20 protein-coding genes are annotated in these 24,054 nt (G+C 60.7%); 10 read left to right on the forward strand and 10 right to left on the reverse strand.

From position 1 onward, the window contains the following. Positions 1-63: 63 nt before the first annotated feature. The gene (locus C4J86_RS14325) at positions 64-1,272 is read right to left on the reverse strand and encodes an MFS transporter (protein WP_124370877.1); all 1,209 of its coding nucleotides are present in this window, start codon (positions 1,270-1,272) and stop codon (positions 64-66) included. Between the two features lie 134 nt (positions 1,273-1,406). Between C4J86_RS14325 and C4J86_RS14330 the strand changes: the two genes are divergently transcribed. Next, positions 1,407-1,988, forward strand: coding sequence for a TetR/AcrR family transcriptional regulator (locus C4J86_RS14330; protein WP_124370878.1), 582 nt, complete (start codon positions 1,407-1,409; stop codon positions 1,986-1,988). A 534-nt stretch (positions 1,989-2,522) separates the two neighbouring features. Further along, positions 2,523-3,293 carry a hypothetical protein gene (locus tag C4J86_RS14340; protein ID WP_124370879.1) on the forward strand — a complete coding sequence of 257 codons (771 nt, stop codon included), beginning with the start codon at positions 2,523-2,525 and terminating at the stop codon, positions 3,291-3,293. A 46-nt stretch (positions 3,294-3,339) separates the two neighbouring features. Here C4J86_RS14340 and C4J86_RS14345 read toward each other — a convergent pair whose 3' ends face one another. Continuing rightward, positions 3,340-4,233 (reverse strand): LysR substrate-binding domain-containing protein, encoded by an 894-nt coding sequence (locus C4J86_RS14345; RefSeq protein ID WP_124370880.1) that lies wholly within the window; start codon positions 4,231-4,233, stop codon positions 3,340-3,342. 94 nt (positions 4,234-4,327) lie between these two features. Here C4J86_RS14345 and C4J86_RS14350 point away from each other — a divergent pair, with 94 nt between their 5' ends. The 4 genes from C4J86_RS14350 (at position 4,328) to C4J86_RS14365 (ending at position 8,881) form a co-directional block, all read left to right on the forward strand. Then, positions 4,328-5,506 (forward strand): MFS transporter, encoded by a 1,179-nt coding sequence (locus tag C4J86_RS14350; protein ID WP_124370881.1) that lies wholly within the window; start codon positions 4,328-4,330, stop codon positions 5,504-5,506. A 44-nt stretch (positions 5,507-5,550) separates the two neighbouring features. After that, positions 5,551-6,033 carry a VOC family protein gene (locus tag C4J86_RS14355; protein WP_124370882.1) on the forward strand — a complete coding sequence of 161 codons (483 nt, stop codon included), beginning with the start codon at positions 5,551-5,553 and terminating at the stop codon, positions 6,031-6,033. 308 nt (positions 6,034-6,341) lie between these two features. Next, complete coding sequence (locus C4J86_RS14360; protein ID WP_124367223.1) at positions 6,342-7,718, forward strand: cystathionine beta-synthase; 1,377 nt, start codon at positions 6,342-6,344, stop codon at positions 7,716-7,718. After that, positions 7,715-8,881, forward strand: coding sequence for a cystathionine gamma-synthase (locus C4J86_RS14365; protein WP_124370883.1), 1,167 nt, complete (start codon positions 7,715-7,717; stop codon positions 8,879-8,881). The genes C4J86_RS14360 and C4J86_RS14365 overlap by 4 nt, the downstream gene beginning before the upstream one ends. Positions 8,882-9,193: 312 nt before the next feature. On the opposite strand, the gene C4J86_RS14375 is transcribed toward C4J86_RS14365, so the two are convergent. The 3 genes from C4J86_RS14375 to C4J86_RS14385 form a co-directional block, all read right to left on the reverse strand. Continuing rightward, positions 9,194-11,395, reverse strand: a complete 2,202-nt coding sequence (locus C4J86_RS14375) for an OsmC domain/YcaO domain-containing protein (RefSeq protein ID WP_124370884.1) — start codon at positions 11,393-11,395, stop codon at positions 9,194-9,196. A gap of 145 nt (positions 11,396-11,540) precedes the next feature. Continuing rightward, positions 11,541-15,044 carry an AAA domain-containing protein gene (locus tag C4J86_RS14380; RefSeq protein ID WP_124370885.1) on the reverse strand — a complete coding sequence of 1,168 codons (3,504 nt, stop codon included), beginning with the start codon at positions 15,042-15,044 and terminating at the stop codon, positions 11,541-11,543. Positions 15,045-15,202: 158 nt separating this feature from the next. Beyond that, positions 15,203-15,904, reverse strand: coding sequence for a glutathione S-transferase (locus C4J86_RS14385; RefSeq protein ID WP_124370886.1), 702 nt, complete (start codon positions 15,902-15,904; stop codon positions 15,203-15,205). Between the two features lie 141 nt (positions 15,905-16,045). Here C4J86_RS14385 and C4J86_RS14390 point away from each other — a divergent pair, with 141 nt between their 5' ends. Beyond that, a complete protein-coding gene (locus tag C4J86_RS14390) occupies positions 16,046-16,609 on the forward strand; it encodes a TetR/AcrR family transcriptional regulator (RefSeq protein ID WP_124370887.1) in 564 nt (187 codons plus the stop codon). 93 nt (positions 16,610-16,702) lie between these two features. Next, complete coding sequence (locus tag C4J86_RS14395; RefSeq protein ID WP_124370888.1) at positions 16,703-17,257, forward strand: cysteine hydrolase family protein; 555 nt, start codon at positions 16,703-16,705, stop codon at positions 17,255-17,257. A 168-nt stretch (positions 17,258-17,425) separates the two neighbouring features. On the opposite strand, the gene C4J86_RS14405 is transcribed toward C4J86_RS14395, so the two are convergent. The 3 genes from C4J86_RS14405 to C4J86_RS14415 are packed head-to-tail and all read right to left on the reverse strand — an operon-like array spanning position 17,426 to position 19,746. After that, positions 17,426-18,202, reverse strand: a complete 777-nt coding sequence (locus C4J86_RS14405) for a nucleotidyltransferase domain-containing protein (RefSeq protein ID WP_124370889.1) — start codon at positions 18,200-18,202, stop codon at positions 17,426-17,428. Then, complete coding sequence (locus tag C4J86_RS14410; protein ID WP_124370890.1) at positions 18,199-18,678, reverse strand: ATP-binding protein; 480 nt, start codon at positions 18,676-18,678, stop codon at positions 18,199-18,201. Before C4J86_RS14410 ends, C4J86_RS14405 begins: the two co-directional genes overlap by 4 nt. Before the next feature lie 39 nt (positions 18,679-18,717). Continuing rightward, positions 18,718-19,746, reverse strand: a complete 1,029-nt coding sequence (locus C4J86_RS14415) for a UV damage endonuclease UvsE (protein WP_124370891.1) — start codon at positions 19,744-19,746, stop codon at positions 18,718-18,720. 204 nt (positions 19,747-19,950) lie between these two features. Between C4J86_RS14415 and C4J86_RS14420 the strand changes: the two genes are divergently transcribed. Continuing rightward, complete coding sequence (locus C4J86_RS14420) at positions 19,951-20,373, forward strand: DUF2231 domain-containing protein (RefSeq protein ID WP_124367232.1); 423 nt, start codon at positions 19,951-19,953, stop codon at positions 20,371-20,373. Next, on the forward strand, positions 20,370-21,662 hold the full coding sequence (locus C4J86_RS14425; protein WP_124370892.1) for a sorbosone dehydrogenase family protein: 1,293 nt from the start codon (positions 20,370-20,372) through the stop codon (positions 21,660-21,662). The genes C4J86_RS14420 and C4J86_RS14425 overlap by 4 nt, the downstream gene beginning before the upstream one ends. A gap of 42 nt (positions 21,663-21,704) precedes the next feature. Here the strand turns inward: C4J86_RS14425 and C4J86_RS14430 are convergent, their stop codons facing one another. Continuing rightward, positions 21,705-23,108 (reverse strand): MFS transporter, encoded by a 1,404-nt coding sequence (locus C4J86_RS14430; RefSeq protein WP_124363076.1) that lies wholly within the window; start codon positions 23,106-23,108, stop codon positions 21,705-21,707. Between the two features lie 142 nt (positions 23,109-23,250). Beyond that, entirely contained in the window at positions 23,251-23,781 is a 531-nt protein-coding gene (locus C4J86_RS14435) for a GNAT family N-acetyltransferase (RefSeq protein WP_124370893.1), read from the reverse strand. Between the last annotated feature and the right edge of the window lie 273 nt (positions 23,782-24,054).

Below are 24,054 nucleotides of genomic sequence, written 5' to 3' on the forward strand. Positions count from 1 at the left end.
ACTCTCACAAGTGGCTTTTCTTTCTGCAGATTACTCTGAGCAGGGCGCGTCACAGCAGGGACTTCATACCGAGTACGATGCCGCAAGCGACTGCTCTCGCATCCGTCGATACCCCCAAATAGTTACTAGCAATACAGCGGCTCCGGCTGCCAGAGCAACGCTAAACCCATACCGAGCACCTTCCATATCCACGAGTTGGCCCGACGCCGCAGCACCCATCGCCACCCCAACATTCAAGCCTGCCAGTAGCCAAGTCATGCCTTCGGTCAATTGTCGTTCCGGCACAGTTCGCTCAACCAAGGACATTGCCACAATCATGGTGGGCGCAAAGAATAACCCGGCCACCAACACTGCTCCCGAGAGGCTGGCAATGTTACCAGCCATCAACAAGGGCAGTGTCGTTGCGGCAGTTGCAACGCCACCCAACAGCAGGAGTTTGTGCAACGGCGTTTTCAGTTTTAGCGCACCGAACAACAAGCCCGCGGCGCACGAGCCGATGGCGTAACAGGACAACACGATACTGGCCGCCGCCGGACTGCCCATTTGTTCAGCGAACGCGACACTCACGATATCGACCGTTCCAACGATGACGCCCATCGCGACCATCAGCAATGTTAATAGCCGGACGTCCGCCAGACGAAAAATCGAGGTTGTTCGCGTGCTCTTTTCTTCAGCGGATTCTACTGGCGGTTCGGTGGATACTTGTGCTGCCAAAGCAAGTGCGCCAATCGCCAGCAGTACAACTGCCGCTAACGGTCCTGCCTGGGGGAAGACGGCCACACTCAAACCAACAGAAATCGGGGGGCCTGCAATAAATGTCACTTCGTCCAGCACGGTTTCGAGTGAATAAGCTGTTTGCAGGTGCGGCTTGCCCCTGTAGATCGCAGTCCAGCGAGCGCGGACCATGGCCGACATGCTCGGCATGAAGCCCGCTAACATAGCGGCCACGACCAAAGTCCAATCGGGCGTATGCCAGTAAGTACAGGCAAGCAGTAAAAGAATACCCAAAACGCTGATACCAGCAGACAAGGGCAGTACCCTGCGCTGACCGTATCGATCCACCATGCGTGAAACTTGCGGTGACATCAATGCATACGTCAGGACGAAGGTGGCAGAAACCGCGCCTGCCAGTGCGTAGCTGCCCCGCAACTGCGAAAGCATGGTGATGATGCCGATACCTGTCATGGGGAGCGGTAAACGGGCGAGGAGGCCTGCCAGGGAGAATCCCTTGGTGCCGGGGGCTTGGAACAGTATTCGGTACGGATTGGCCATGCTCGATACTCCTTATCGAATGAGTTCAGCTTGTCGGGCCGTCGCTGAACTGGGAATATACATTCATTACGTATGATTAAAATCCTATAATCATACGCAGTGAATGTAAATAGCTTGTTGGTCTGGGAGATATTATGGTTCGACGTACACGCGCTGGTATGGAAGAAACACGTGCCACGTTGCTGAAGACCGCGCGCCAGGTTTTCAGCGAACATGGCTATGCCGAAACGTCCATGGATGATTTGACAGCGCTGGCTGGCCTGACGAGGGGCGCGCTTTACCATCATTTCGGCGACAAGAAAGGTTTACTCACGGCCGTGGTCGCTCAAATTGATGCGGAGATGGACACGCGGCTACAAGTGATTTCGGACAGTACGGACAACGCATGGGAGGCTTTCAGGGACCGCTGTCGCATGTACCTGGAAATGGCACAGGAGCCTGAAATACAGCGCATCGTATTGCGGGATGCGCGCGCTGTTCTGGGTAGCTCCCCACCAGAAGCGCATCAGCACTGTGCAGCCTCCCTACAAAAGATGCTTGAGCAACTGATGCTGCAAGAGACGGTTGTACAAACCGATCCCGAAGCATTGGCAATGCTGATCCATGGTGCCTTGTGCGAAGCAGCATTCTGGATCGCAGAAGCTGAGCCAGGTTCAGGCAGGCTGTTGCAGGCCCTGGGGGCACTTGAGCTTCTGCTTAAGGGCGTCCGTAGCTGAAATCAGGAGCATAGGGGGCGGAGCCAGTGTGGCTAATACAGTGCGGTTGATAATGGGGTGCTCTTCCCAGACGACGAATTCTTCATGGAGTTTTCGTGGTGGAGCAAAAAGAAGGGCGTAATCATTGCATCAGCATCACACCGAAGTGGCCTAACACCGATACTATCTACAGATCTGCCGAGAAGCTGGCTCGGCTTGCGAAAGTTTTCGAAATGCCCTTGAGCTGGAGGGCATGAGATCTGATCGGAGAGTAGAACAGGACGCGCCATTGTCGGAGCGGAAGACGGCTATCGGTCAAAAGCGGACACTTGCCAAGTGTAGATTCCACTCTAAAGCTGACGCTTGAAATTGTCTTCGACAGTAGGGACGATTCACACTGGCAGCCTGCGCAGGCCTCACCTCGGATTTGCTCCGGGCCGGGCGCGAAGGCTGGACCATGCTAATCCAAACCTTTCCGGCGGATTGGTGAGTTCACACTTCGAGTTTCCATGCATATAAGATAGTCTTCAGCGAATACCTTTGCTGAGCGTAGCCATGGTCGACACATATACAGATGATCGCGCCCTTGAGCTTTATGCAGCGTTCAGGGGCAATCGGCGAAGTACGCCGCTACTGGAGCTGGCACCCTACCCGAAACTGTTTGGAGGGGAGAGCTTCAACATGGTGGCGATGCCTTTTCATGCGGTTGCGCAGGATGCATTGCGTGAGATTGCCAACTCAATTAACGGCTTCGTGAGATACATTCATTTCTTGCACGCTTGGCATCCGATCTACGAGAAGGCTTCAGAGGAGGATCAATACAATCTGCTGTTGGACCATGTCAAACCGCTGACCACTCTGTGCCTCTCGGCGCCGCAAGCCCTGCGTGGCCGACTAATACATGCAGCAACTGCGACCTCTTTTCATGCAAATGCATTCCTGAAATGGCCTGAAAACCCGCCGCCCTGGAATGGTGGTCATACAAGTATGAAGCAGGCCAAGACCATGAGCGAAGCGTGGTCCCGCTGGCCAGTGCTTGCTACCTCATTGAATCGAATGGCAGAACAAACCTTTAATGAGGCGACAAGCGACTTTCGGAATCAGCATGAGCATGGCCATCCTCGCTCAATCGCGTTAGGACACATCAATGTGGTCAGGCGAATCGAAATCAACGGGCGGGTCGGCTGGTCGTTCGGGCAACAGGAGCCAATGCAACTGAGTGAGCTACTGCCTATTTTTGAACAGGAACATGGCTACGCCATGGCCGCGTTCATAGCGTATCTGGAGATGGTCAAGGAGCAACACACTGCCTATGACTTGCTTTAATGCATGAATGACCGCTCCTTGCCGAAACCCGCCAGTCACTCCCCCCTCACACCCAACCCCACCCCACCAAAAAATCCACAAACGCCCTAACCCTTCCCGGCATCGCCGCCCCACCCACAAACACCGCATGAATCGGCTCCACATCCCCCGGGTTATACGCTTCCAGCAACGGCACCAACTCCCCCCGCTCCAGATCCTCCGCCACACTAAACGCCCCCACCCGCGCAATCCCCGCGCCCAGCTTCGCCAATTGCGCCAACGCCTCTCCGCTATTCCCCTCAATCGTCCCCGTCACTTTCAACGAAAAATCCCGCCCATCCACCCGAAACGGCCAATCCGGCGCCGCTCTGCGGAAGTTGAAGCGCAGGCAGTTGTGCTCAAGTAAATCCTGCGGCGTCACCGGGGTGCCGTGGCGGGCCAGGTAGTCCGGTGAGGCGACGATGACTTGGCCGGTGGAGCCGATATGGCGGGCGGTCAGGGGGCTGTCGGCCAGGTGGCCGAAGCGGATGGCGACGTCTGCCTGGCCGGCGAGGATATCCACGAGTTCATCGCCGAGCATCAGGTCGACCACGATGGCGGGATAGCGGGCGCTGAAGGCGGCGATCAGTGGCACAACGGTCAGGCGGCCGTGGGCCAGGGCTGCGCTGACTCTGAGGCGTCCGCGGGGGGCGCCCTGGTCGGTGATGGCGTCTTCGATTTCGGCCATGTCGGCCAGGATCCGCCGGGCGCCGCGCAGGTAGGCTTCGCCTTCGGCGGTGAAGGTGATGGCGCGGGTGGTGCGCAGCAGTAGCCGGGTGCCGATGCGCCGTTCGGTGCGGGTGATGATGCGGCTGATGGACGACGGCGTCAGCCCCAGGGCGCGCGCGGCGCCCGACAGGCTGCCGTGCTCGGCGACCATGACGAACACTTCCATCTCTCCCGAGCGGCCGCCGATGTCCATTTGTGCCTCCTGCGCAAAGGTGTAGTTCCCAACCAGGGGCTACTGCTGCAAAAGGCTGGATTGTAGCATTCGGCACACAGATGAGGAGTCACCCATGCGTATCAATCCACCCCTTGTAGCCTTGTCCATCGGTGCCTTTGGCATCGGGGTCACGGAGTTTGCCCCCATGGGCATGTTGCCCGGTATTGCCGCCGACCTTGGCGTATCCATCCCCGCCGCCGGGCTGTTGGTGAGTGCCTATGCCATCGGCGTGCTGATCGGCGCGCCGATCATGACGCTCGCGACGGCCAGGGTGCCGCGTCGGTATCTGTTGATCGGGCTGATGGCGATTTTCACCTTGGGTAATCTGCTGTCGGCGCTGGCGACCAATTACCAGACCTTGATGATCGCCAGGCTGGTGACGTCGCTGAACCACGGGGCGTTTTTCGGTATCGGTTCGATTGTGGCGGCCAGTGTGGTCGCGCCGGAGAAGCGCGCGGGGGCTGTGGCCGCGATGTTTTTGGGGCTGACATTGGCGACCATTGGCGGCGTGCCATTGGCCACCTGGTTTGGCGAGAACTTCGGCTGGCGCACGGCGTTCTGGGGCATCAGCGGGCTGGGCGCGGTGGTGATGGCCGCGCTGTGGTGGGCGCTGCCGAATGCACCCGCGCCGAAGGGTGGCAGCCTGATGGCGGAAATCCGCGTACTGGGGCGCGGGCCGGTGCTGGCGGCGTTGGCACTGACCGTGGTGGGCTCCAGTGCAATGTTTACGGTGTTCACTTACATCGCGCCGATTTTGCGCGATGTCACCCATGCGTCGACCAACTTCGTCACCGGTATGCTCGTGCTGTTCGGTATCGGGCTGACCCTGGGCAACGTGTGGGGTGGCAAGTCGGCGGACCGTTCGGTAGACCGCACGTTGATTACCTCGCTGGTGGTGTTGATCGCCGTGCTGCTGGCCTTTTCGGTGCTGATGCAATGGCCGCTGCCCGCCGCGCTGTCGATCCTGCTGTGGGGCGCCGCGAGTTTTGCCCTGGTACCGCCGTTGCAGATGCGCGTGATGGAGGCCGCCAAAGATGCGCCTAACCTGGCCTCGGCAATGAACATCGGCGCGTTCAATTTCGGTAATGCCATCGGTGCGGTGCTGGGCGGTGCGGTGATCAATGCCGGGCTGGGCTACCCCGCCATTTCCCTGGCAGGTGCGTTGATGGCTGGCCTGGGTTTGTTGATGGTGCTCGGGTTGGGCTGGCGTTCGCGGCGCGCGGGTGCTTGTGGTAAAGACGCCCTGGCGTAGCGATCGTCTAGACTCCAGGCACCTTTCAACCTGAGGAGCCTGCGATGAACAATAAAAATACGATTTGCCTCTGGTACAACGGCGATGCGCTGGAGGCGGCGACCTTCTACGCCCAGACGTTTCCGGATAGCGAAGTGAAGGCGGTGCACTACGCGCCTGGCGACTACCCGGCCGGTAAGCAGGGCGATGAATTGACCGTGGAATTCAGCCTGCTGGGCATCCCTTGTCTGGGCCTGAATGGCGGCCCTATGTTCAAGCACAGTGAAGCGTTTTCCTTCCAGGTGGCGACCGATGACCAGGAGGAAACTGACCGGTTGTGGAACGCCATTGTCGGCAATGGCGGGCAGGAAAGCGCGTGTGGCTGGTGCAAGGATAAATGGGGCCTGTCGTGGCAGATCTCGCCACGGGTGTTGGTCGATGCGGTGACAAGCAAGGACCCGGCGGTCGCCAAGCGAGCGTTTGACGCGATGATGACCATGGGCAAAATTGACATTGCCACTATTGAAGCCGCCATCGCCGGGCGCTGATGGGGTGTATGAATGTGGGAGCGCACGAGCTTTAGCGAGGCCGCGATAGCGGTGGGTCAGGTGGTTTATAGGCCAGCAGTACCGCCGCCTTCGTAGCCTCGCTGGGGCTCGACAACTCCCACATTTGATCTGCATTGCCTGCGGGTGCTGTGCCCGCCATCCACCTCCCCCCTCACCCTCCATGCGCCAAAAAAAGTCATGCATCGGACCGCCTGGTTGCAGCCCGGGCGGGACCGGCCTATGTTTCTAGCCATGCTGTGCATTCTGCTGTCCCCCACCCTACGCCCATTCCGTAACCAGGTGACGACATGCCTAACCTCCCCCGCCCCGCCGTACTTGAACTGATCGGTAACACGCCGCTGGTCAAGGTCAGCCGCTTTGACACTGGCCCTTGCACCCTGTTTCTCAAGCTTGAATCGCAAAACCCCGGCGGTTCCATCAAGGACCGCATCGGCCTGGCGATGATCGACGCCGCCGAGCGTGACGGTCGCCTGCGTCCCGGCGGCACGATTATCGAGGCCACCGCCGGCAACACTGGCCTGGGCCTGGCACTGGTCGGCCGGGCCAAAGGCTACCGGGTGGTGCTGGTGGTACCGGACAAGATGTCCACGGAAAAAGTGCTGCACCTCAAGGCCATGGGCGCTGAGGTGCATATCACTCGCTCCGATGTGGGCAAGGGCCACCCCGAGTATTACCAGGACGTGGCCGCGCGCCTGGCCAAGGACATTCCGGGTTCGTTCTTCGCCGACCAGTTCAACAACCCGGCCAACCCCCTGGCCCATGAAACCAGCACCGCACCGGAGATCTGGGCGCAGACCCAGCATGATGTGGATGCGATTGTGGTAGGCGTCGGCTCGGCCGGCACCCTCACCGGCTTGACCCGTTTCTTCAAGCGCGTGCAGCCCGAGCTGGCCATGGTGTTGGCCGATCCGGTGGGTTCGGTGATGGCCGAGTACAGCCGCAGCGGTCGGCTTGAAACCCCTGGTTCCTGGGCGGTGGAAGGCATCGGCGAAGATTTCATCCCGTCGATTGCCGACCTGTCCAGCGTGCGCCAGGCCTACTCCATCAGCGATGAAGAAAGCTTCGACCATGCCCGCCAGTTGCTCAAGGCCGAAGGCATTCTTGGCGGCTCGTCCACCGGCACCCTGCTCGCCGCCGCGTTGCGCTATTGCCGCGAGCAGACCGAGCCCAAACGCGTGGTCACCTTCGTGTGCGACACCGGCACGCGCTACCTGTCCAAGGTCTACAACGACCAATGGATGAACGACGCCGGCCTGTTGCAGTACAAGCACTACGGCGACCTGCGCGACCTGATCGCCCGTCGCTTCGAAGATGGCCGGGTAATCAGCGTGAGCCCCGACGACACCCTGCTCACCGCCTTCCAGCGCATGCGCCTGGCGGATGTCTCGCAACTGCCGGTGCTGGTGGACGGCAAGCAACTGGCGGGCGTTATCGATGAGTCCGACCTGCTGCTGGGCCTGCACCAGGACGCCACGCATTTTTCCATGAGCGTGGCCAGCGCCATGACCCGCACCCTGCACACCCTGGCCCCCAGCGCCAGCCTGGCCGAACTGCAGGCGGAGCTGGATCGCGGCCTGGTCGCCATCATTGCCGACGCCTCGGGCTTCCATGGCCTGATCACCCGCGTCGACCTGCTCAACCACCTACGGAGATCCCTTGCATGAGCCAGCCCGATAAAAGCGCCTTCGCCACCCGTGTGATCCATGCCGGACAGTCGCCCGACCCGGCCACGGGCGCGCTGATGCCGCCGATCTACGCCAACTCCACCTACCTGCAAGATAGCCCCGGCGTGCACAAGGGCTTTGACTACGGCCGCTCCCATAACCCCACGCGCTTTGCCCTGGAACGTTGCGTTGCCGACCTTGAAGGCGGCACTCGGGCCTTCGCGTTTGCCTCGGGGCTGGCGGCGATTTCCACGGTGCTCGAATTGCTCGATGCCGGTGCGCATATCGTTTCCGGCAATGACCTGTACGGCGGCACCTTCCGTCTGTTCGACAAGGTGCGTCAGCGCAGCGCCGGGCATACGTTCAGCTATGTGGACTTGAGTGATGTATCGGCGTTTGAAGCGGCGTTGCGGGACGACACGCGCATGGTCTGGGTCGAAACGCCCAGTAACCCGTTGCTGAGCCTGACCGACCTCAGCGCCATCGCCCGCCTCTGCCGCGCCCGCGGCATCCTCTGCGTGGCCGACAACACCTTCGCCAGCCCGTGGATCCAACGCCCGTTGGAGCTGGGGTGCGACATCGTGGTGCACTCCACCACCAAGTACCTGAACGGCCACTCGGACGTGATCGGCGGCATCGCCATCGTCGGCGACAACCCTGATTTGGCTGAGCGCCTGGGCTTCCTGCAGAACTCGGTGGGCGCCATCGCCGGGCCCTTCGATGCGTTCCTGACCCTGCGCGGCGTGAAAACCCTGGCCCTGCGCATGGAGCGCCATTGCCGCAACGCGCTGGAACTGGCGACCTGGCTGGAGCAGCAACCGCAGGTGTCGCGGGTGTATTACCCGGGCCTGAAATCCCACCCACAGCATGAACTGGCCCAACGGCAGATGCGCGGGTTTGGCGGGATGATTTCAGTGGACTTGAATAGCGACCTGGCAGGCGCCACGCGCTTCCTGGAAAGCGTGAAGATCTTCGCCCTGGCCGAGAGCCTGGGTGGCGTGGAGAGCCTGATCGAGCATCCGGCAATCATGACCCACGCCAGCATCCCGGCGGCGACGCGCGCGCAGTTGGGGATTGGGGATGGGTTGGTGCGGTTGTCGGTGGGGGTTGAAGATGTGGAGGACTTGCGCGCGGACCTGGCCCAAGCCCTGGCCCGCATCTAAAGTCAGAAATCGATCAAATGTGGGAGGGGGCTTGCCCCCGATAGCAGTCTGTCAGCCACTGGGTCAGGTGACTGAACCACCGCTATCGGGGGCAAGCCCTAATGCCAGTCAGTTAAGGACGAACACTGTACCTGTGGCGAGGGAGCTTGCTCCCGCTGGGCCGCGAAGCGGCCCCAAAAATGGGACTGCTGCGCAGTCCAGCGGGAGCAAGCTCCCTCGCCACAGGTTACTTTTTACCCTTTCTACTTCTTAACTGACTGGCATTAGGGCAAGCCCCCTCCCACATTTTGCCCCTCATGCATCAGATAGCCATCAATGTGCCGAGGTAGCGTTTGCCCTTGCCGCATGCAGTTTCTTGTAGCTGTCGATCAGGCGCAAATGCCGGTCCAGCCCTTCCAGCTTCATGCTGGTCGGCGTCAGCCCATAAAACCGCACGCTGCCGTTGACCGAGCCAATCACCGCGTCCATGCGTTCGTTACCGAACATGCGGCGGAAGTTGGCTTCGTAGTCGGCCAGCTGCAAGTCGTCGTCCAGTTCCATTTCCAGCACCGCGTTCAACGCTTGGTAGAACAGCCCGCGTTCGACGGTGTTGTCGTTGTACTGCAGGAACATTTCCACGCATTCCTTGGCCTCCTCGTGCTGCTGCAGCGCGAGGAAGATCAGCAGCTTCAGCTCCAGAATGGTCAGTTGGCCCCAGGCGGTGTTGTCGTCGAACTCGATGCCGATCAGCGTAGTGATGTCGGTGTAGTCGTCCAGCTCGCTTTCGATCAAACGCTCCACCAGCGCTTGCAACTGCGCTTCGTCCAGGCGGTGCAGGTTGAGGATGTCTTCACGGAAAAACAGCGCTTTGTTGGTGTTGTCCCAGATCAGGTCGTCCACCGGGTAGATTTCCGAGTAGTCCGGCACCAGGATGCGGCAGGCGGTGGCGCCCAGGTGCTCGTAAACCGCCATGTACGACTCTTTGCCCATGCCTTCCAGAATACCGAACAGCGTCGCGGCTTCCTGGACGTTGGAGTCGTCGCCGTGGCCGGAAAAGTCCCATTCGACGAATTCATGATCGGACTGGGCGCTGAAGAAGCGCCACGACACCACACCGCTGGAGTCGATAAAGTGCTCGACGAAGTTGTTTGGCTCGGTCACCGCCTGGGCTTCGAAGGTCGGCTGCGGCAAGTCGTTCAAACCCTCGAAACTGCGGCCTTGCAGCAGTTCGGTGAGGCTGCGCTCCAGCGCCACTTCCATGCTTGGGTGCGCGCCGAACGAGGCGAATACGCCGCCGGTGCGCGGGTTCATCAGGGTCACGCACATCACCGGGAATTCACCGCCCAGGGACGCGTCCTTGACCAGCACCGGAAAGCCCTGGGCTTCCAGGCCTTCGATACCGGCCAGAATGCCGGGGTATTTGGCCAGCACCTCAGCCGGTACATCCGGCAGCGCAAATTCGCCTTCGATGATTTCGCGCTTCACCGCCCGCTCGAAAATCTCCGACAGGCACTGCACCTGGGCTTCGGCCAGGGTGTTGCCGGCGCTCATGCCGTTGCTCAGGTAAAGGTTTTCGATCAGGTTGGAGGGGAAATACACCACCTCGCCATCGGACTGGCGCACGAACGGCAGCGAGACGATGCCCCGCGCTTCGTTGCCCGAGTTGGTGTCGAACAGGTGCGAACCGCGCAGCTCGCCGTCGCGGTTGTAGACCTTCAGGCAGTAGGCGTCGAGGATTTCACGCGGCAACTCATCGTCCGGGCCCGGCTGGAACCAGCGCTCATCCGGATAATGCACGAAGGGCGCGTTGGCCAGTTCCTCACCCCAGAACTGGTCGTTGTAGAAGAAGTTGCAGTTGAGCCGCTCGATGAACTCACCCAACGCCGACGCCAGCGCGCCCTCCTTGGTCGCGCCCTTGCCGTTGGTAAAACACATCGGCGAGTGAGCATCGCGGATATGCAGCGACCAGACGTTGGGCACGATATTGCGCCACGAGGCGATCTCGATCTTCATGCCCAGGCCCGCCAGGATCGCGGACATGTTGGCGATGGTCTGCTCCAGCGGCAGGTCCTTGCCGGCGATGTAGGTGCCTGCTTCCGACGTCGATCTGGGCATCAACAGCGCCTGGGCGTCGGCGTCGAGGTTGTCGACTTCCTCGATCACGAACTCCGGCCCGGCCTGCACGACTTTTTTTACGGTGCAACGGTCGATGGAGCGCAGGATGCCTTGGCGGTCTTTGTCCGAGATGTCCGCCGGCAGCTCGACCTGGATCTTGAAGATCTGGTTGTAGCGGTTTTCCGGGTCGACGATGTTGTTCTGCGACAGGCGAATATTCTCCGTGGGAATATTGCGCGTGGCGCAGTACAACTTCACAAAGTACGCCGCACACAACGCCGATGAAGCCAGGAAGTAATCGAATGGCCCCGGCGCCGAACCGTCGCCTTTGTAGCGAATCGGCTGGTCGGCAATCACCGTGAAATCATCGAACTTGGCTTCAAGCCGAAGGTTGTCGAGAAAGTTGACCTTAATTTCCATGCGGGCACACCAGAATAACGGGCTAAACAAAATGGCCGCCATTATGAAGATTTTCGCCGGGAAGTCTCAGGGTTTTGCGTGTGGGCTGCTGATCGGTATCGCTATGCCAGCAGCGCTTGAGCCGCTGGCATAACGTGATGGCCGGTCAGAGTTCGCGCGAAATCAGGCGTTGCGCCAGGCTGGTTCGATTGATCGCCAACTCGCTGCTGACGTCCGGCCCGCGATAGACCATGGACGTCTCATGGTGCACGTAATCGCCCGAACGCGCCGCGCTCAGCCAATTGAACGAGCCCACGCACAACAGTGCTTCATCGGCCATCACCAGCTTGCTGTGCACCTTGTTGACCACACGCACCTGCACCGCGTGGTGCTTCAAAGTGGCCAGCGCATCCTTGAATTCGGCGACTTTGCCGGGGTCACCGTCGGACTTGCTGCGGCCGATGCCAGTGTTGAAGTGCAAATCGGTATACACCGTGACCGGCACCCCGCGCTGCACGGTGCCGCACATGGCTTCAAGGGCGCCGCTTTCACGCATCCCCCTCAGGCGCACCCAGGGCGTCACGATCTGTACCTGCTGCTGCGCCGTCTCCAGGGTCTGCAACAGGAACTGATCATGTTCGGCAAACTCATGCAGGTGGCTCAACCCGGTGCGCGCCGTCAGCAAATCCGCCCGAGGCTGGAAATCAAACGTGAGCGCATTGTCCGCGCTGTTCAACAAGTACTGCGCCAACCGGCCACGCGGCTTGCTGGCGGGGATCTGGCTAAACAGGTCCATATCGCCGAACACCAGAAAACTGTCTTTGGCGCGGGAAACCGCCACGTTCAACATGCTGTCCCTACGGTCGATAAACGCACCGTCGGCATGCTTGGAATACACCGCAGAAAAAATCACCACCGGGCGTTCGGCGCCCTGGAAGGAGTGCACGGTGCCAACGGTCATTTCACCGTCGCCTTTGCCGGTACGAATGCCCAGGGCGGCGCACGCCTCGGTAATGGCCTGGGTCTGCGCGCCAAAGGGGGTGATCACCCCGAGAATTTCCCAGAGTTCCTTGTTATAGCGCTGGGTCAGCTGCTGTTCATTGGCCTTGATCCAGGCAGCGATGGTCTGTGCTTCCAGCAGGTTATGGCGGCTGCCGCCCTGCTTCTGCTGGCACAGCCCGTCGATATGCAGGTAACCCAGGCCCGGCAAGCCACCCTGCGGTTTGGCGCCGCGTCGCGGTTGCAGCTTGCCTTTGTAGCAGAGCGCATTGCAGTAATCGATGATCGAGTCATAGCAACGGCGGTGTTCATACAGGTAAAGGCCGCGGGCCAGGTCGCGGTCGTAGTGATAGCGGCTGGTGGACTGCGCAATCGCCATGACGCTGCCACTGGCGGCACTGCGCCCGCTGTCACAGAAGGCCTCGTACTCATCGTCCACGCGGCTGCGCGACAGCAGGCCGGCAGCGAGCAGGTTGCCGATATCCACCGACGGCGGCACCGACCAAATGGGTTCGATTTGTTGCGTGTCGCCAATCACCAACGCCTGCCGCGCCAGGGCGAAAGACGGCGCCGCCACCTCGGGCAGCACCTGGCCCGCCTCGTCTACAATCAGCAGGTCGATGAAGTTCAGCGCGTAATCGGCGACATAACCATTGCCGTCACGGCGGCTGCACGACAGCTCGGCCGGCAAGCGGTAGAACGTCGCCACCACGCAAGGCGTGAGCTTCATCCAGCGCCGCCAGTTTTTTTCCAGGGTCTTGCGGCCGTTTTTTTTGCGGCTTTTAAGAATCAGTGGCAGCTCATCGGCGACTTCCAACAGCCAGCGGCCCTCCCAATAATGCGTGGTCAGCAGGAACGTCTCGAAGCGCAGCGAGGTGTCCGCCCAACGGTCGCAGTCCTCCAGCGTCACCTCGGCGGCGGGCTTGCCGACGGCATTGGGTAACCGACCAATCACCGCCTGCCAGTTCAACAGCTCACGCTGCTCATCGCGCCGCAAGTGCTCCACACGCTCACGCTGGGTTTCAAGGATTTTCAGGCTTTGAGCGGTGTGCGCCACGGCGGCCGTCAGCAGGCGCTCTATCTCATGCACATCGTTGGCGCTCTGCAGCTGTGCATCAGTTTCATCGATGTGCAGTTTGGCCAAGCGCAGGCGCTTGGCGGCAATCGGGCCGAACCAGCCGAACAGCGTGTAAATCAATGACTCATGGGCCAGGTAATGCTTGAAATCTTTCAGGCGTGCCTTGGCGCTTGCCAACTGATCGGACTGCGCCCGACATTGCCCTTCAAGCGCCGCAATTGCCGTGTATGGATTATCGCCGAGCAAGGCCTTCATGGCGTCGCGCGCCGCGTTCAATCTTGCCCAGCCCTTCTCGATATCGCCCAGTTGCTGCTGGCGCAGTTGAATCAGGGCCTGCAGCTTGTCGACGGTGCCCTTGAGCGTGGGCTGCGACGGCCCGGGAAAGGCGATGGCGGCATGCTCCAGATACGCCTGCTGCGCTTTATCCAGATAGGCCTGTGTCTCCAGCTCCAGGTAAAAGCTTTTGGTCTGGTAGGTGCGGGCCATCTCCGCTTCCGCAGCAGCCTTTGGAAAGTAAGCGCCAAAGCTGTTGATATCCGGAAGCCAGCGCCCAGCAAAGGGGCCGGTGCCTGCCGAGAAGTCCTTGCCAAATGCCTTGATGATGTTGGTGACCGCCTGATTGTTCGTAGAACTGGCGACAATCACCGGCGGTTCGCCGCCCTCGGCAGCGGCCTTGGCCCAGAGCGAGGCGACGACCGACAAGAGCAACGTGGTCTTACCGGTACCCGGCGGCCCGTTGACCGCCAGGATATCCCCGGCGTTACCCGCCAGCAGGTGCGCGAGGCTGTCGCGTTGGGCAGGCGCCAGCGCGTATTCGTCGCCGGCATGCCCTCCTCGCCCGGCGAACAGGCTGTTGGCGGCCAGGCACGGCTCATCGGGCATACGCTCGCGTTGTGCGAACCGCTCGAACAACGGCGCATCCGGTTTGCCAAGGCGCAAATGATCGTACAGCGCCACGATATTGCGGCTGAAACCTTCGGCCTTCTGTTCCTTGAACACATAGCAATAGTTGACCGGATCAAAACCGTCGTCCACGCCGTTCCAGGCGTTGCAGACCGTCTGGAACATCGTCTTGCAATAGCGCAGGTAGGTGATCCACTGCTCGCGGTAGTGCTCCGGCTGCACCTCTGTGCCGGCGGGTGGCGGCTCGAACTGCGGCGCATCTTGTGCGGTTAGAAACGTATCCAGGTCATGCTGGGCGCCGATGGTGAAGTTGTCGCGATCCAACGGCTCCAGAATATCGCGCGGCACCAGCGTGGGCCCGGTCGGATAGATCAGCCCGTCGCGGGTGACCGACACACGGCAAATGATCGGCGTGATGAACGCCGGCAGCCCGTTGCGCGCCTGGCGGTGCTCCTGGCGTGAGGCGTACACGAACGGGCGTAGCGTGACCTCCACCTGGAGCAGTTGGGCCGGCTCGCCGGCGAATAGGCTCTCCACTTGCTCAACCGGCAAACAACCGGCGGCTAATGCAGCCAGGGGCACGGCAGCGTAGGTTTTGACGTGGTTCGGGGATAACGCACCATTGCCGTTTTCCGCGTCGGCCAGCGAGGTGCGCCAGTAGTTGGCGAGTTTCAGAGAATAATCGTTCATCGTCCTGATTCAATGCAGACCGTGACTCACTGTTACGGTCGGTGGGTGGGGATGTGGACCGAGGGTAACGGTTCAGGCAGCAGGTGGGCAATCACCTGGGTATTTTAGCTGGACCCATGGCGTTGCCCGAGCTGCCGATCACGTGCACATACGGGCTTTCAGTTGGCTTGATCGCCCTCTTGCACCATCGCCTGCCAGATCTTGACGCTGGCGCGCTCGTTCATCCTGGCATGCCAAGCCAGCAGCGCCTGGCATTCCTCGGGCACGGGCAGCTTGACCAACGACGCGAAAATCAGCCCGCCCAGCAAGGCGATGTCGGCCATCGAAAACGCCTCGCCCGCCACATAGGGCCGGGTTTTGAGGATGGCGTCGAAGTGGCGCATACCTCTTACGGCTTTGTCGCCCATGCGCTGACCCCATTCAGCATTCTGATAGAGCTCGACTTCAGGCCCCAGCCCAGGAGTGGCGTGGTGAAAGTAAACGCTGACCGCATCCATCAATTCGATTTCCGCGCGCCGCGTCATCATATGAATCAGGCCTTGCTCGGTCGGCGTTTTGCCGGTGAGCAGCGGGTTGCCATCCAGCACATCCAGGTACTGGGTGATAGCCGTGCATTCGGCGATCAGGGTGCCGTCCTGCAACTCCAGCACGGGCAGTGTTCCGGAGTAATTCAGGGCCAGGAAAGCAGGTTGCTTGTGCTTGCCCTCCCAGAGGTTGATCGACACGAATTCAGTGCGAGGGAGCAGCTCCTTTTCTGCCAGGGCGATTCGAACACGTGCCGGGTAAGGCCCGTTATACCAGTCGTAGATTTTCATCATTGGGTGAGTGGAAGCATTGGAATGGGTTTGCTGAAAAGTCATGATTCTGTCCGACTACCTGTCAAGTGGTAGGTAGAGATTGAGGCCTTCATTTGGGACTGTCAACCACTACCTGTCAGTTGGCAGGTAGATTTTCTCAGGTGTAGACTTCGCACTTTCACCCAACCACCGAGGACTCTATACGTGAGCGAAAACGCCCGAGAAGCCATTCTGGAAGCCGCCCGGATCGCGGCGCAGCATTTCGGCTACAGCGGCATCAACTTTCGCAGCATCGGCGAAACGGTGGGGATCAAGAACGCCAGTATCTACTACCACTTCCCCAGCAAGGCCGACCTCGGCGCGGCGGTCGCAAAACGCTATTGGGAAGACACCGCCAACGTGCTCGACGCCCTCCACCGCGAAACGCCTGACCCGCGCGACTGCCTGCGGCGCTACCCGAGCATTTTTCGAACATCACTTGAAAACGGCAATCGCCTGTGCCTGTCCAGCTTCATGGCGGCGGAATACCAGGACTTGCCCGAACCGGTCAAAAAAGAGGTGATTGCGTTCGCTGATATCAACGTCGCTTGGCTGGCCGCACGGCTCACGGAGCTCAAGCTGGGCGATGCAGACAGCTGCCAGCGCCGCGCCCGTGCGATTTACACCGCTGTCGCCGGCGCGCAATTGATTGCTCGCACGCGTGCGGATATCGGTTTGTATGATGAACTGGTGGCGAGTTATCAGGAGGCCGGGTTGCTGCCGGTGTGACGGGTTGAGGGTCACGCACATTGCGCTCAGCTCACTGTTCGCCGCCCTGCCGTGGCTGCTATGTTTCACGCCTCACACGCAAAAGGACAGCTCATGGAACCGTTAGCGATAAATGCGGCGCTGGTGATCATCGACATGCAAAAAGGTATGGGCGACCCCACCCTTGGTCGACGCAACAACCCAGACGCCGAACTACGCATGCAGCAGCTTCTTACCGCGTGGCGACAGGCGCAACGTCCAATTATTCATGTGCGACATATCTCTCGTTCCCCTGGCTCGGTGTTCTGGCCTGGTCAACCCGGCTGCGAATTCCAGGTCGCGCTGCAGCCCCTCGCCCATGAACAAGTGATGGAAAAAAACGTTCCGGATGCGTTCACCGCTACGGGGCTTGAGCGCTGGCTGCACACGCGCTCGATCAGGCAAGTGGTGATCGCCGGGGTCATCACCAACAACTCGGTGGAGTCCACGGCCCGCTCGGCTGGCAATCTGGGCTTTGACGTGATCGTGGTTGCGGACGCCTGCTTCACCTTCGACCAGACTGATCTGTCGGGCCGGCTATGGCCTGCGGAAGACGTGCATGCGTTGTCGTTGAGTAACCTGGCGATGGACTATGCGAGGGTAGTTGAGACCCAAGCGCTGCTGGGCTGAGCGCTTGTTCGGACGCGCATTTGATTGATTCCTTTCCGATCACAACGGTCACTGTGGCGAGGGAGCTTGCTCCCGCTGGACTGCGCAGCAGGCCCATTCTTTTAAAGCGAAGAGCGGGGCCGCTTCGCGCCCCAGCGGGAGCAAGCTCCCTCGCCACAGGTTATGGGTTTATTGCCGCTGCGAGGCCATCCAGTCAAGGAATGCATCAAGACGCAGCAGGAACGCTTCACCCTCGGCGCTTGGATTTCTGGCCTCAAACAGGAAGTAGGCGATTTGGGTGATCATGGTCGGGTAACGCTGCCGGAACAGCGCCACATGCTCCTCCAGCGTCTGCGGCCACATCGCAGCTTCTGCTGACCGCAGCGTATGCGTGGAACGGATCAACTTGCGCGCGGCTTCGCGCTGCAAACGCAGGCGTTGCGGTGTGTTCGCGGCCTGCACGATGTCTGCGCGATAGCGGCTCAGCACTTCCACAAAATCATCGTTGAGTGCCAGGGCGATATCGCGGCTTGGCCGGAATGGCTCGAACCGCAACCCAAGGTCATCGCCCCACAGGCACCGGCAATGGTGCTTGAGCCAGAACCCCCAGCGATTATGGTTCTGCGGTGCCAATACCTGTGCGCGGTGGCCGATGTCGAAATCGACCTTCGTGACACAGGGATGCCGCGGCTCCAGCGCCAGCCGTGCCAGCTCAAGCTGCTTGAGCAGGCACTCGTCGGGGGCATCGCGCAGGATCAGGGTGAGGTCCAGGTCAGACGCTTCGACACTGGCATCGCCTCGGGCGACACTGCCGTAAAGGTAGATGCCATCCAGCCCGAATGCTGGCTGTGAAAGCGTCGCCACCGCATCCGCCAGCAAAGGTTCGAACTCAGACTGCACAGGCGCGGCGCCCACGGTGACAACATAGCCGTTGGCGTCAACACCGACAGGTGGTTCAGCACTCATAAGCTATGCACCTCGATCACCAGGCCTTCCTCTTCGCTCGGCACACGAAAGTGGCGGGTAATCAGGTCGAATTCGGCATCGGTGGCGGCGAAATCATGCTCGCCGCTGGCGTTGCGTGCGTGCAGTCGAGTCCGGCAGGTGGCGTCATCCAGCTCCAGGTAATGCAGGCAATGCGGTGCCCGGGCGGCCTGCGCCAGGGTGAGCAGCCATTCGCGATTGGCCAGGGTGTTGGCCGGAAAATCCAGCACCACATTGACGCCCGACTTCAGCAGATCGATCACCAGCGGCTCCACGACACCGCGGATCTGCCGGGCACAGGCCAGGTAATCGGCAATCGTCTTGATCTGACCGGGGTACAGCGTGGCGAGCCAATGGTCTTCGCTGAGCAAGATGGCAGCGTGATCGGTGGCAAGACTGCTGGCGAGCGTAGACTTGCCGGACGCAATCTTGCCGCAAAGCAGATGCAGGGTAGCCATGGGACGGTTCCTTTGTGGGGCCGCAAAGCATGCCATGTTTCAGGCGGATCGGTGCTGCCAATACGTATAGAACGCCAGGGCGGCGATGTTCTTGTCCTTGGCTTCGAGCATGATGTCGAAGCGATCCAGAAACTGCAGGGCATAGTCGTTGGTCCAGCGGTTCCACATCTGCGCGCTGTGGGCGTAGAGGTCGCGCTTGGACACCACCTTCAGCAAGGCCGCCATATCCAGTTTGTGCTCGGCATCAAAGCCCAGTGCCTGCAGGCTTTCCGGGGGCTGGGAGTAATGCATCGTGGGCCGCACGCCACGCCAGCTGTCGATGACTTGGGCGACGCGTGGGGAGTCGGGGTCGATGTAGTGGTCTTCGTTGATCCAGCAATGGTGAATGTCCAGTACCACCGGCGCCAGGTCGGCGACTTGCAGGCAATGGTCCAGGCCGTAGGTTTTCTCGTCATTCTCAAAGGTGATGCAATTGCGCGCCACTTCGGACAGGCGCGGCCACACCGCCCGCGTGCCCTCCACACCCAGGCGCCCGGCGATGTGCACGTTGCACTTGAGGTCCTGGAAGCGGCGGCCGTAACCCATCATGCGGATCATGTCGGCGTGGTATTCGAATTCGGCCAGGCTGTTCTCCACCACGCCGGGGTTTTCCGAGGCCAGCACACAGTACTGGCCGGGATGAAACGACAGGCGGATATCCGACGCCCGCGCCAGCTCGCCGATGGTGGCAAACCCTTCCTGCAATTGGCGCTGGATCGCCGGGTCCTGATACACAGCGGCAACGTCGGGGTGGCTGTAGAACGGCAACAGGTCACTGCTCAGGCGCAGCATGCGCAAGGTCGGCGGCAGCTCGGCAACGTAGGCCAGCAGGCGCAATTGAGCGGCGAGGTTATGGGTGACCACTTCGACCAGTTTATCCCGCGCCACCTTGGGCTCGACGCTGTTCATCCAGCGCAATGTGGTGGTACGCGGGTTGAACGGGCCTTCGATCAGCTTCAAGGCACTGGCCGAAGGCAGTCGTTCGGAATGCTTGTACTGGCATGCAAAGCCGATGCGCGGGTGGGTCATGGGAACGCCTGTAATAAGCAATGAAGGTTAGAGGCTTAGGTGAATCCGGCGGCCAAGGGTTCGAAAAACATCCGGACACGAACCTTCGGTGAACTTTCTCACAAACAGCGCGCTCCTTTCCTATGCAAAGCCTATGTGCAAAGCCTATGCAAAGTCATCGCACGCCTAGCCAGGTGTGCCGAACGATAAGGAGCTGCATCCCCCATGACTACCCTTCCCGCCTACCGCTGCACGCCAGGCCCGCTGCATGCGACCTTGCTCGCCGGCAGTGTGCCGCTGTTCCTCGGCGCTACGCTCAGTGACATTGCCTACGGCCAGACCTACCAGATTCAGTGGGCCAATTTCGCCTCCTGGCTGATTGCCGGTGCGTTGGTGTTCAGTGGGTTCGCCCTGTTATTCGCCCTGGTCAACCTGCTGCGCGCCGAACGCAAGGCCGGGCGCCCTGCCGCCTACTTTCTGCTGTTGCTGGCCGCTTGGGTGTTGGGGCTGATCAACGCCTTCCAGCACGCCAAGGATGCCTACGCCATGATGCCGACCGGCCTGGTGCTGTCAGTGATCGTCACACTGCTGGCGATGGTGGCGACGTGGATCGGCCTGACTAACCTGCGTTCGGGAGCTGACCAATGAAAACCACCCACACCTTGACCCTGTTAAGCGCAGCGTTGCTGCTGGCCGCGTGCGGCGGCGAAGGCGACAAGACTCAGGTCCACGGCCCCGACCCCAAGTTACCGGCCCAACAAAGCAGCCTGCTGCCGAGCATGAAGATCGCCGAGCCCGTCGCCTGGGGTGACCAGAAACCCAAGGTACCCGAGGGCTACAGCATCACGGCGATCGCCACCGACCTCGCCATCCCGCGTCAGACCCTGGTACTGCCCAACGGCGATATCCTCGTCGCCGAAGGCCGTGGCGGCAGTGCGGCCAAGCTCAAGCCCAAGGATGTGATCGCCAGCCTGATCAAGGCCGAAGGTAATACCAAGGTCAAGAGCGGCAACCGCATCACGCTGTTGCGCGATGCCGATGGTGACGGCACTTATGAACTCAAGACCGTGTTCGCCGACAACCTCAACGCGCCCTATGGCCTGGCGTACGCCGATGGGAAAATCTACGTGGCCAACCAGGACGCGCTGGTGCGCTTCGACTATGCCGACGGCCAGACCAAGGCCAGCGGCGCCCCGACCAAGGTCACCGACCTGCCGGCGCAGATCAATCACCACTGGACCAAATCCCTGGCGGTGAGCGAGGACGGGCGCCAGCTCTATGTCGGGATCGGCTCCAACAGCAACATCACCGAGCGCGGCATGGAAGTGGAAATCGACCGGGCGATGGTCTGGCAGATCGATGCCGCGACCGGTGCGCACAAGCCCTACGCAACCGGCCTGCGCAACCCGACGGCGCTGACTATCCAACCGGGTTCGGGGCAGCTGTGGACGGTGGTCAACGAGCGCGATGAACTGGGCCCGGACCTGGTGCCGGATTACCTCAGCTCGGTGCGTGAAGGCGCCTTCTACGGCTGGCCTTATAGTTACTGGGGCCAGAACGTCGACCCGCGTGCGCAACCGCAGAACCCGGCCAAAGTGGCTGCGGCGATCAAGCCCGATTACAGCCTGGGCTCGCACGTTGCGGCACTCGGTGTGGATTTCTCCATCCCGGCCATGGGCGAAAAATTCGCCGACGGCGTGTTCGTTGGCGAACACGGCAGTTGGAACCGCGATAATCCGGTGGGTTACAAGGTGATCTTCGTACCGTTCAGCAACGGCAAACCGGCTGGCGAGCCTGTGGACTTCGCCACCGGTTTTCGCGGGGAGGATGGCAAGACCCGTGGTCGCCCGGTCGGTGTGACGGTGGACCCGAAAGGTGCGCTGATCATTGCCGATGACTTGGCCAACACGGTATGGCGGGTAACGCGTAATCGATGAACCGACACTGCCGGAGCGGCTTGCCCGCTCCGGCACTCTCACTCAGAGGTCGGTGATTTCCTTATGGCGCGGCACCAGCGTCTTCATCACGCTCCACGCCACCAGGTACGCCAGGGCACAGATCGCGAACATGATCATGTAGCCGGTGTGGATGTCGTTGATGGATTTGTAGTAGTCAAACACCCAGCCGCCGATCTTGGTCATCACCACTCCGCCCAAGCCTCCCGCCATGCCGCCGATACCGACCACCGAAGCGACGGTTTTCTGCGGGAACATGTCCGATACTGTGGTGAAGATATTGCACGACCACGCCTGGTGTGCCGAGGCGCCCACGCCGATCAGCAATACCGGGACCCAGAAGCTGATGTAGCCCAACGGCTGGGCCAGCAGCACCACCAGCGGGAACAGCGCGATCACCAGCATGGCTTTCATGCGGCCATCATAGGGCGCGTCGCCCCGTGCCATGAAGTAACTGGGAAACCAGCCACCCCCGATACTGCCAACCATGGTCATGCTGTACAGCACGGCCAGCGGCATCACGATATCGGCGCCCTTCATGCCGTATTGCGCCGACAGGTAAGTCGGCAGCCAGAACAGGAAAAACCACCAGACGCCGTCCGTCATGAACTTGCCGAAGGCAAAGGCCCAGGTCTGGCGATAGGTCAGCAATTTGAACCACGAGACTTTTTTCGGTGTTGCGCCCGCAGCCAATGGCGTGAAGGGTTGTACGGTCTGGTCGCTGCGAATGTAGGCCAGTTCTTCGGCCGACAGGCGTTTTTGCTGCTCAGGTTTTTCGTACACGGCGGCCCACACGGCCACCCACACGAAGCCCAGCATGCCGATGACCATGAAAGCCGCTTCCCAGCCCCACATCCCGGCGATCAATGGCACACAGATGGGCGCCAAAATCGCGCCTACGTTGGCGCCCGAATTGAAGATCCCGGTGGCGAACGAACGCTCTTTCTTGGGGAAGTACTCGGCCGTGGCCTTGATCGCGATGGGAAAGTTGCCCGCCTCGCCAATCGCCAGCACCGCGCGTGACAGCATGAAACCGGCAATCGACACCGGGATCACCGCCAGGCCGACGGCAGTGCTGACCGCCGCAAGGCCCTCGCCCATTTGCACCGAGAAGGCATGCATGATCGCGCCGGTGGACCAGATGCCAATCGCCACGACGTAGGCGGCCTTGGTGCCGATCTTGTCGACAAACCGCCCGGCAAACAGCATGGAAATCGCATAGACGAATTGGAACACCGCCGCGATGTTGGCGTAATCGGTGTTGCTCCAGCCAAATTGCGTGGACAACTGCGGCGCCAGCAGGCTGAGCACCTGGCGGTCGAGGTAGTTGACGGTAGTGGCGAAAAACAGCATCGCGCAGATCGTCCAGCGATAGCTGCCGACCGCCTGGCCGACACGATGGGCACTGATGGGCTCGTTCAGATTCATGGCATCACTTTTTATTTTTGTTAGGTAGGACATATGCAACGTCATATGTCGTCGTACAACTGTGGCTTTTATATCGGGCTGTCTGGGCAGTGTCAATCTGAAAGATTGCTGTGAACGAGGATTTACAGGGGTGTGAAAACTGTCAGGCTGAAGCAGTTGTAGGATGACAAACGCGCATCACTCGGCTGGGTGCTTGGCCGGGCACATCATCGAGCAGGCCGAATGGCTGCATGCCGATCTTCTCCAACACCCGGATCGACGCGGCGTGCTCCGGTCGCACCAACCCGAAAACCTCCGGCAAGCCCAGCGTTTCGAATGCCAGCACTAAGGCATCGCGCCCCACCTCGGTGGCATAGCCCTGCCCCCAGGCTTCGACGGCGAAGCGATAGCCGAGGTTGATGCGCGGCACTGTCAGGTAGTTGAGCGGCGCAATGCCGCCGAAGCCGATGATGTGTTCGGGGGCCTCACGCCGTGCAACCGCCCACCAGCCGTAGCCCAGGGCAGACCATTGGTCGAGCCAGCGCTGCAGCAGGCGCTGCGCATCATCGACACTGGCCATGGGGCCGGCAGGGTTGAACAGGTTGGTCTGGGGGTCGCTGTAGATGGCGAATAGTCGCTGAACATCCGTTGGCCGTGGTTGGCGGTAGATGAGGCGTGAATGGTTGTTTGGCATACAAATGACGTCCCTATTGGCGGCATAACGCTGCGAGCCCAGTTTAACCAGCAGGTACACGCCTCGGTAGGCACACAGCTGGACAATGTGGGAGGGGGCTTGCCCCCGATGGCGGTGGGTCAGCAGCAGATGCATTCATTGACAGCCCCTCATCGGGGGCAAGCCCCCTCCCACATTAGAGTTTCGCTGACGCTTGGATACGCGCACTGCCGGGTGGCATGGATCACGACATTTTGGCTAATTCGAGAAAAAGTAGCCCAATGGGTGAATTAT

This window comes from Pseudomonas sp. R2-7-07 (assembly GCF_003852355.1).
Taxonomy (GTDB): Bacteria; Pseudomonadota; Gammaproteobacteria; order Pseudomonadales; family Pseudomonadaceae; genus Aquipseudomonas.

Bases quoted from the DNA above. Each gene is read 5' to 3' on its own strand.
- C4J86_RS14325 (WP_124370877.1), bottom strand. From the start codon at position 1,272: ATGGCCAATCCGTACCGAATACTGTTCCAAGCCCCCGGCACCAAGGGA.
- C4J86_RS14330 (WP_124370878.1), top strand. From the start codon at position 1,407: ATGGTTCGACGTACACGCGCTGGTATGGAAGAAACACGTGCCACGTTG.
- C4J86_RS14340 (WP_124370879.1), top strand. From the start codon at position 2,523: ATGGTCGACACATATACAGATGATCGCGCCCTTGAGCTTTATGCAGCG.
- C4J86_RS14345 (WP_124370880.1), bottom strand. From the start codon at position 4,233: ATGGACATCGGCGGCCGCTCGGGAGAGATGGAAGTGTTCGTCATGGTC.
- C4J86_RS14350 (WP_124370881.1), top strand. From the start codon at position 4,328: ATGCGTATCAATCCACCCCTTGTAGCCTTGTCCATCGGTGCCTTTGGC.
- C4J86_RS14355 (WP_124370882.1), top strand. From the start codon at position 5,551: ATGAACAATAAAAATACGATTTGCCTCTGGTACAACGGCGATGCGCTG.
- C4J86_RS14360 (WP_124367223.1), top strand. From the start codon at position 6,342: ATGCCTAACCTCCCCCGCCCCGCCGTACTTGAACTGATCGGTAACACG.
- C4J86_RS14365 (WP_124370883.1), top strand. From the start codon at position 7,715: ATGAGCCAGCCCGATAAAAGCGCCTTCGCCACCCGTGTGATCCATGCC.
- C4J86_RS14375 (WP_124370884.1), bottom strand. From the start codon at position 11,395: ATGGAAATTAAGGTCAACTTTCTCGACAACCTTCGGCTTGAAGCCAAG.
- C4J86_RS14380 (WP_124370885.1), bottom strand. From the start codon at position 15,044: ATGAACGATTATTCTCTGAAACTCGCCAACTACTGGCGCACCTCGCTG.
- C4J86_RS14385 (WP_124370886.1), bottom strand. From the start codon at position 15,904: ATGACTTTTCAGCAAACCCATTCCAATGCTTCCACTCACCCAATGATG.
- C4J86_RS14395 (WP_124370888.1), top strand. From the start codon at position 16,703: ATGGAACCGTTAGCGATAAATGCGGCGCTGGTGATCATCGACATGCAA.
- C4J86_RS14405 (WP_124370889.1), bottom strand. From the start codon at position 18,202: ATGAGTGCTGAACCACCTGTCGGTGTTGACGCCAACGGCTATGTTGTC.
- C4J86_RS14410 (WP_124370890.1), bottom strand. From the start codon at position 18,678: ATGGCTACCCTGCATCTGCTTTGCGGCAAGATTGCGTCCGGCAAGTCT.
- C4J86_RS14415 (WP_124370891.1), bottom strand. From the start codon at position 19,746: ATGACCCACCCGCGCATCGGCTTTGCATGCCAGTACAAGCATTCCGAA.
- C4J86_RS14420 (WP_124367232.1), top strand. From the start codon at position 19,951: ATGACTACCCTTCCCGCCTACCGCTGCACGCCAGGCCCGCTGCATGCG.
- C4J86_RS14425 (WP_124370892.1), top strand. From the start codon at position 20,370: ATGAAAACCACCCACACCTTGACCCTGTTAAGCGCAGCGTTGCTGCTG.
- C4J86_RS14430 (WP_124363076.1), bottom strand. From the start codon at position 23,108: ATGAATCTGAACGAGCCCATCAGTGCCCATCGTGTCGGCCAGGCGGTC.
- C4J86_RS14435 (WP_124370893.1), bottom strand. From the start codon at position 23,781: ATGCCAAACAACCATTCACGCCTCATCTACCGCCAACCACGGCCAACG.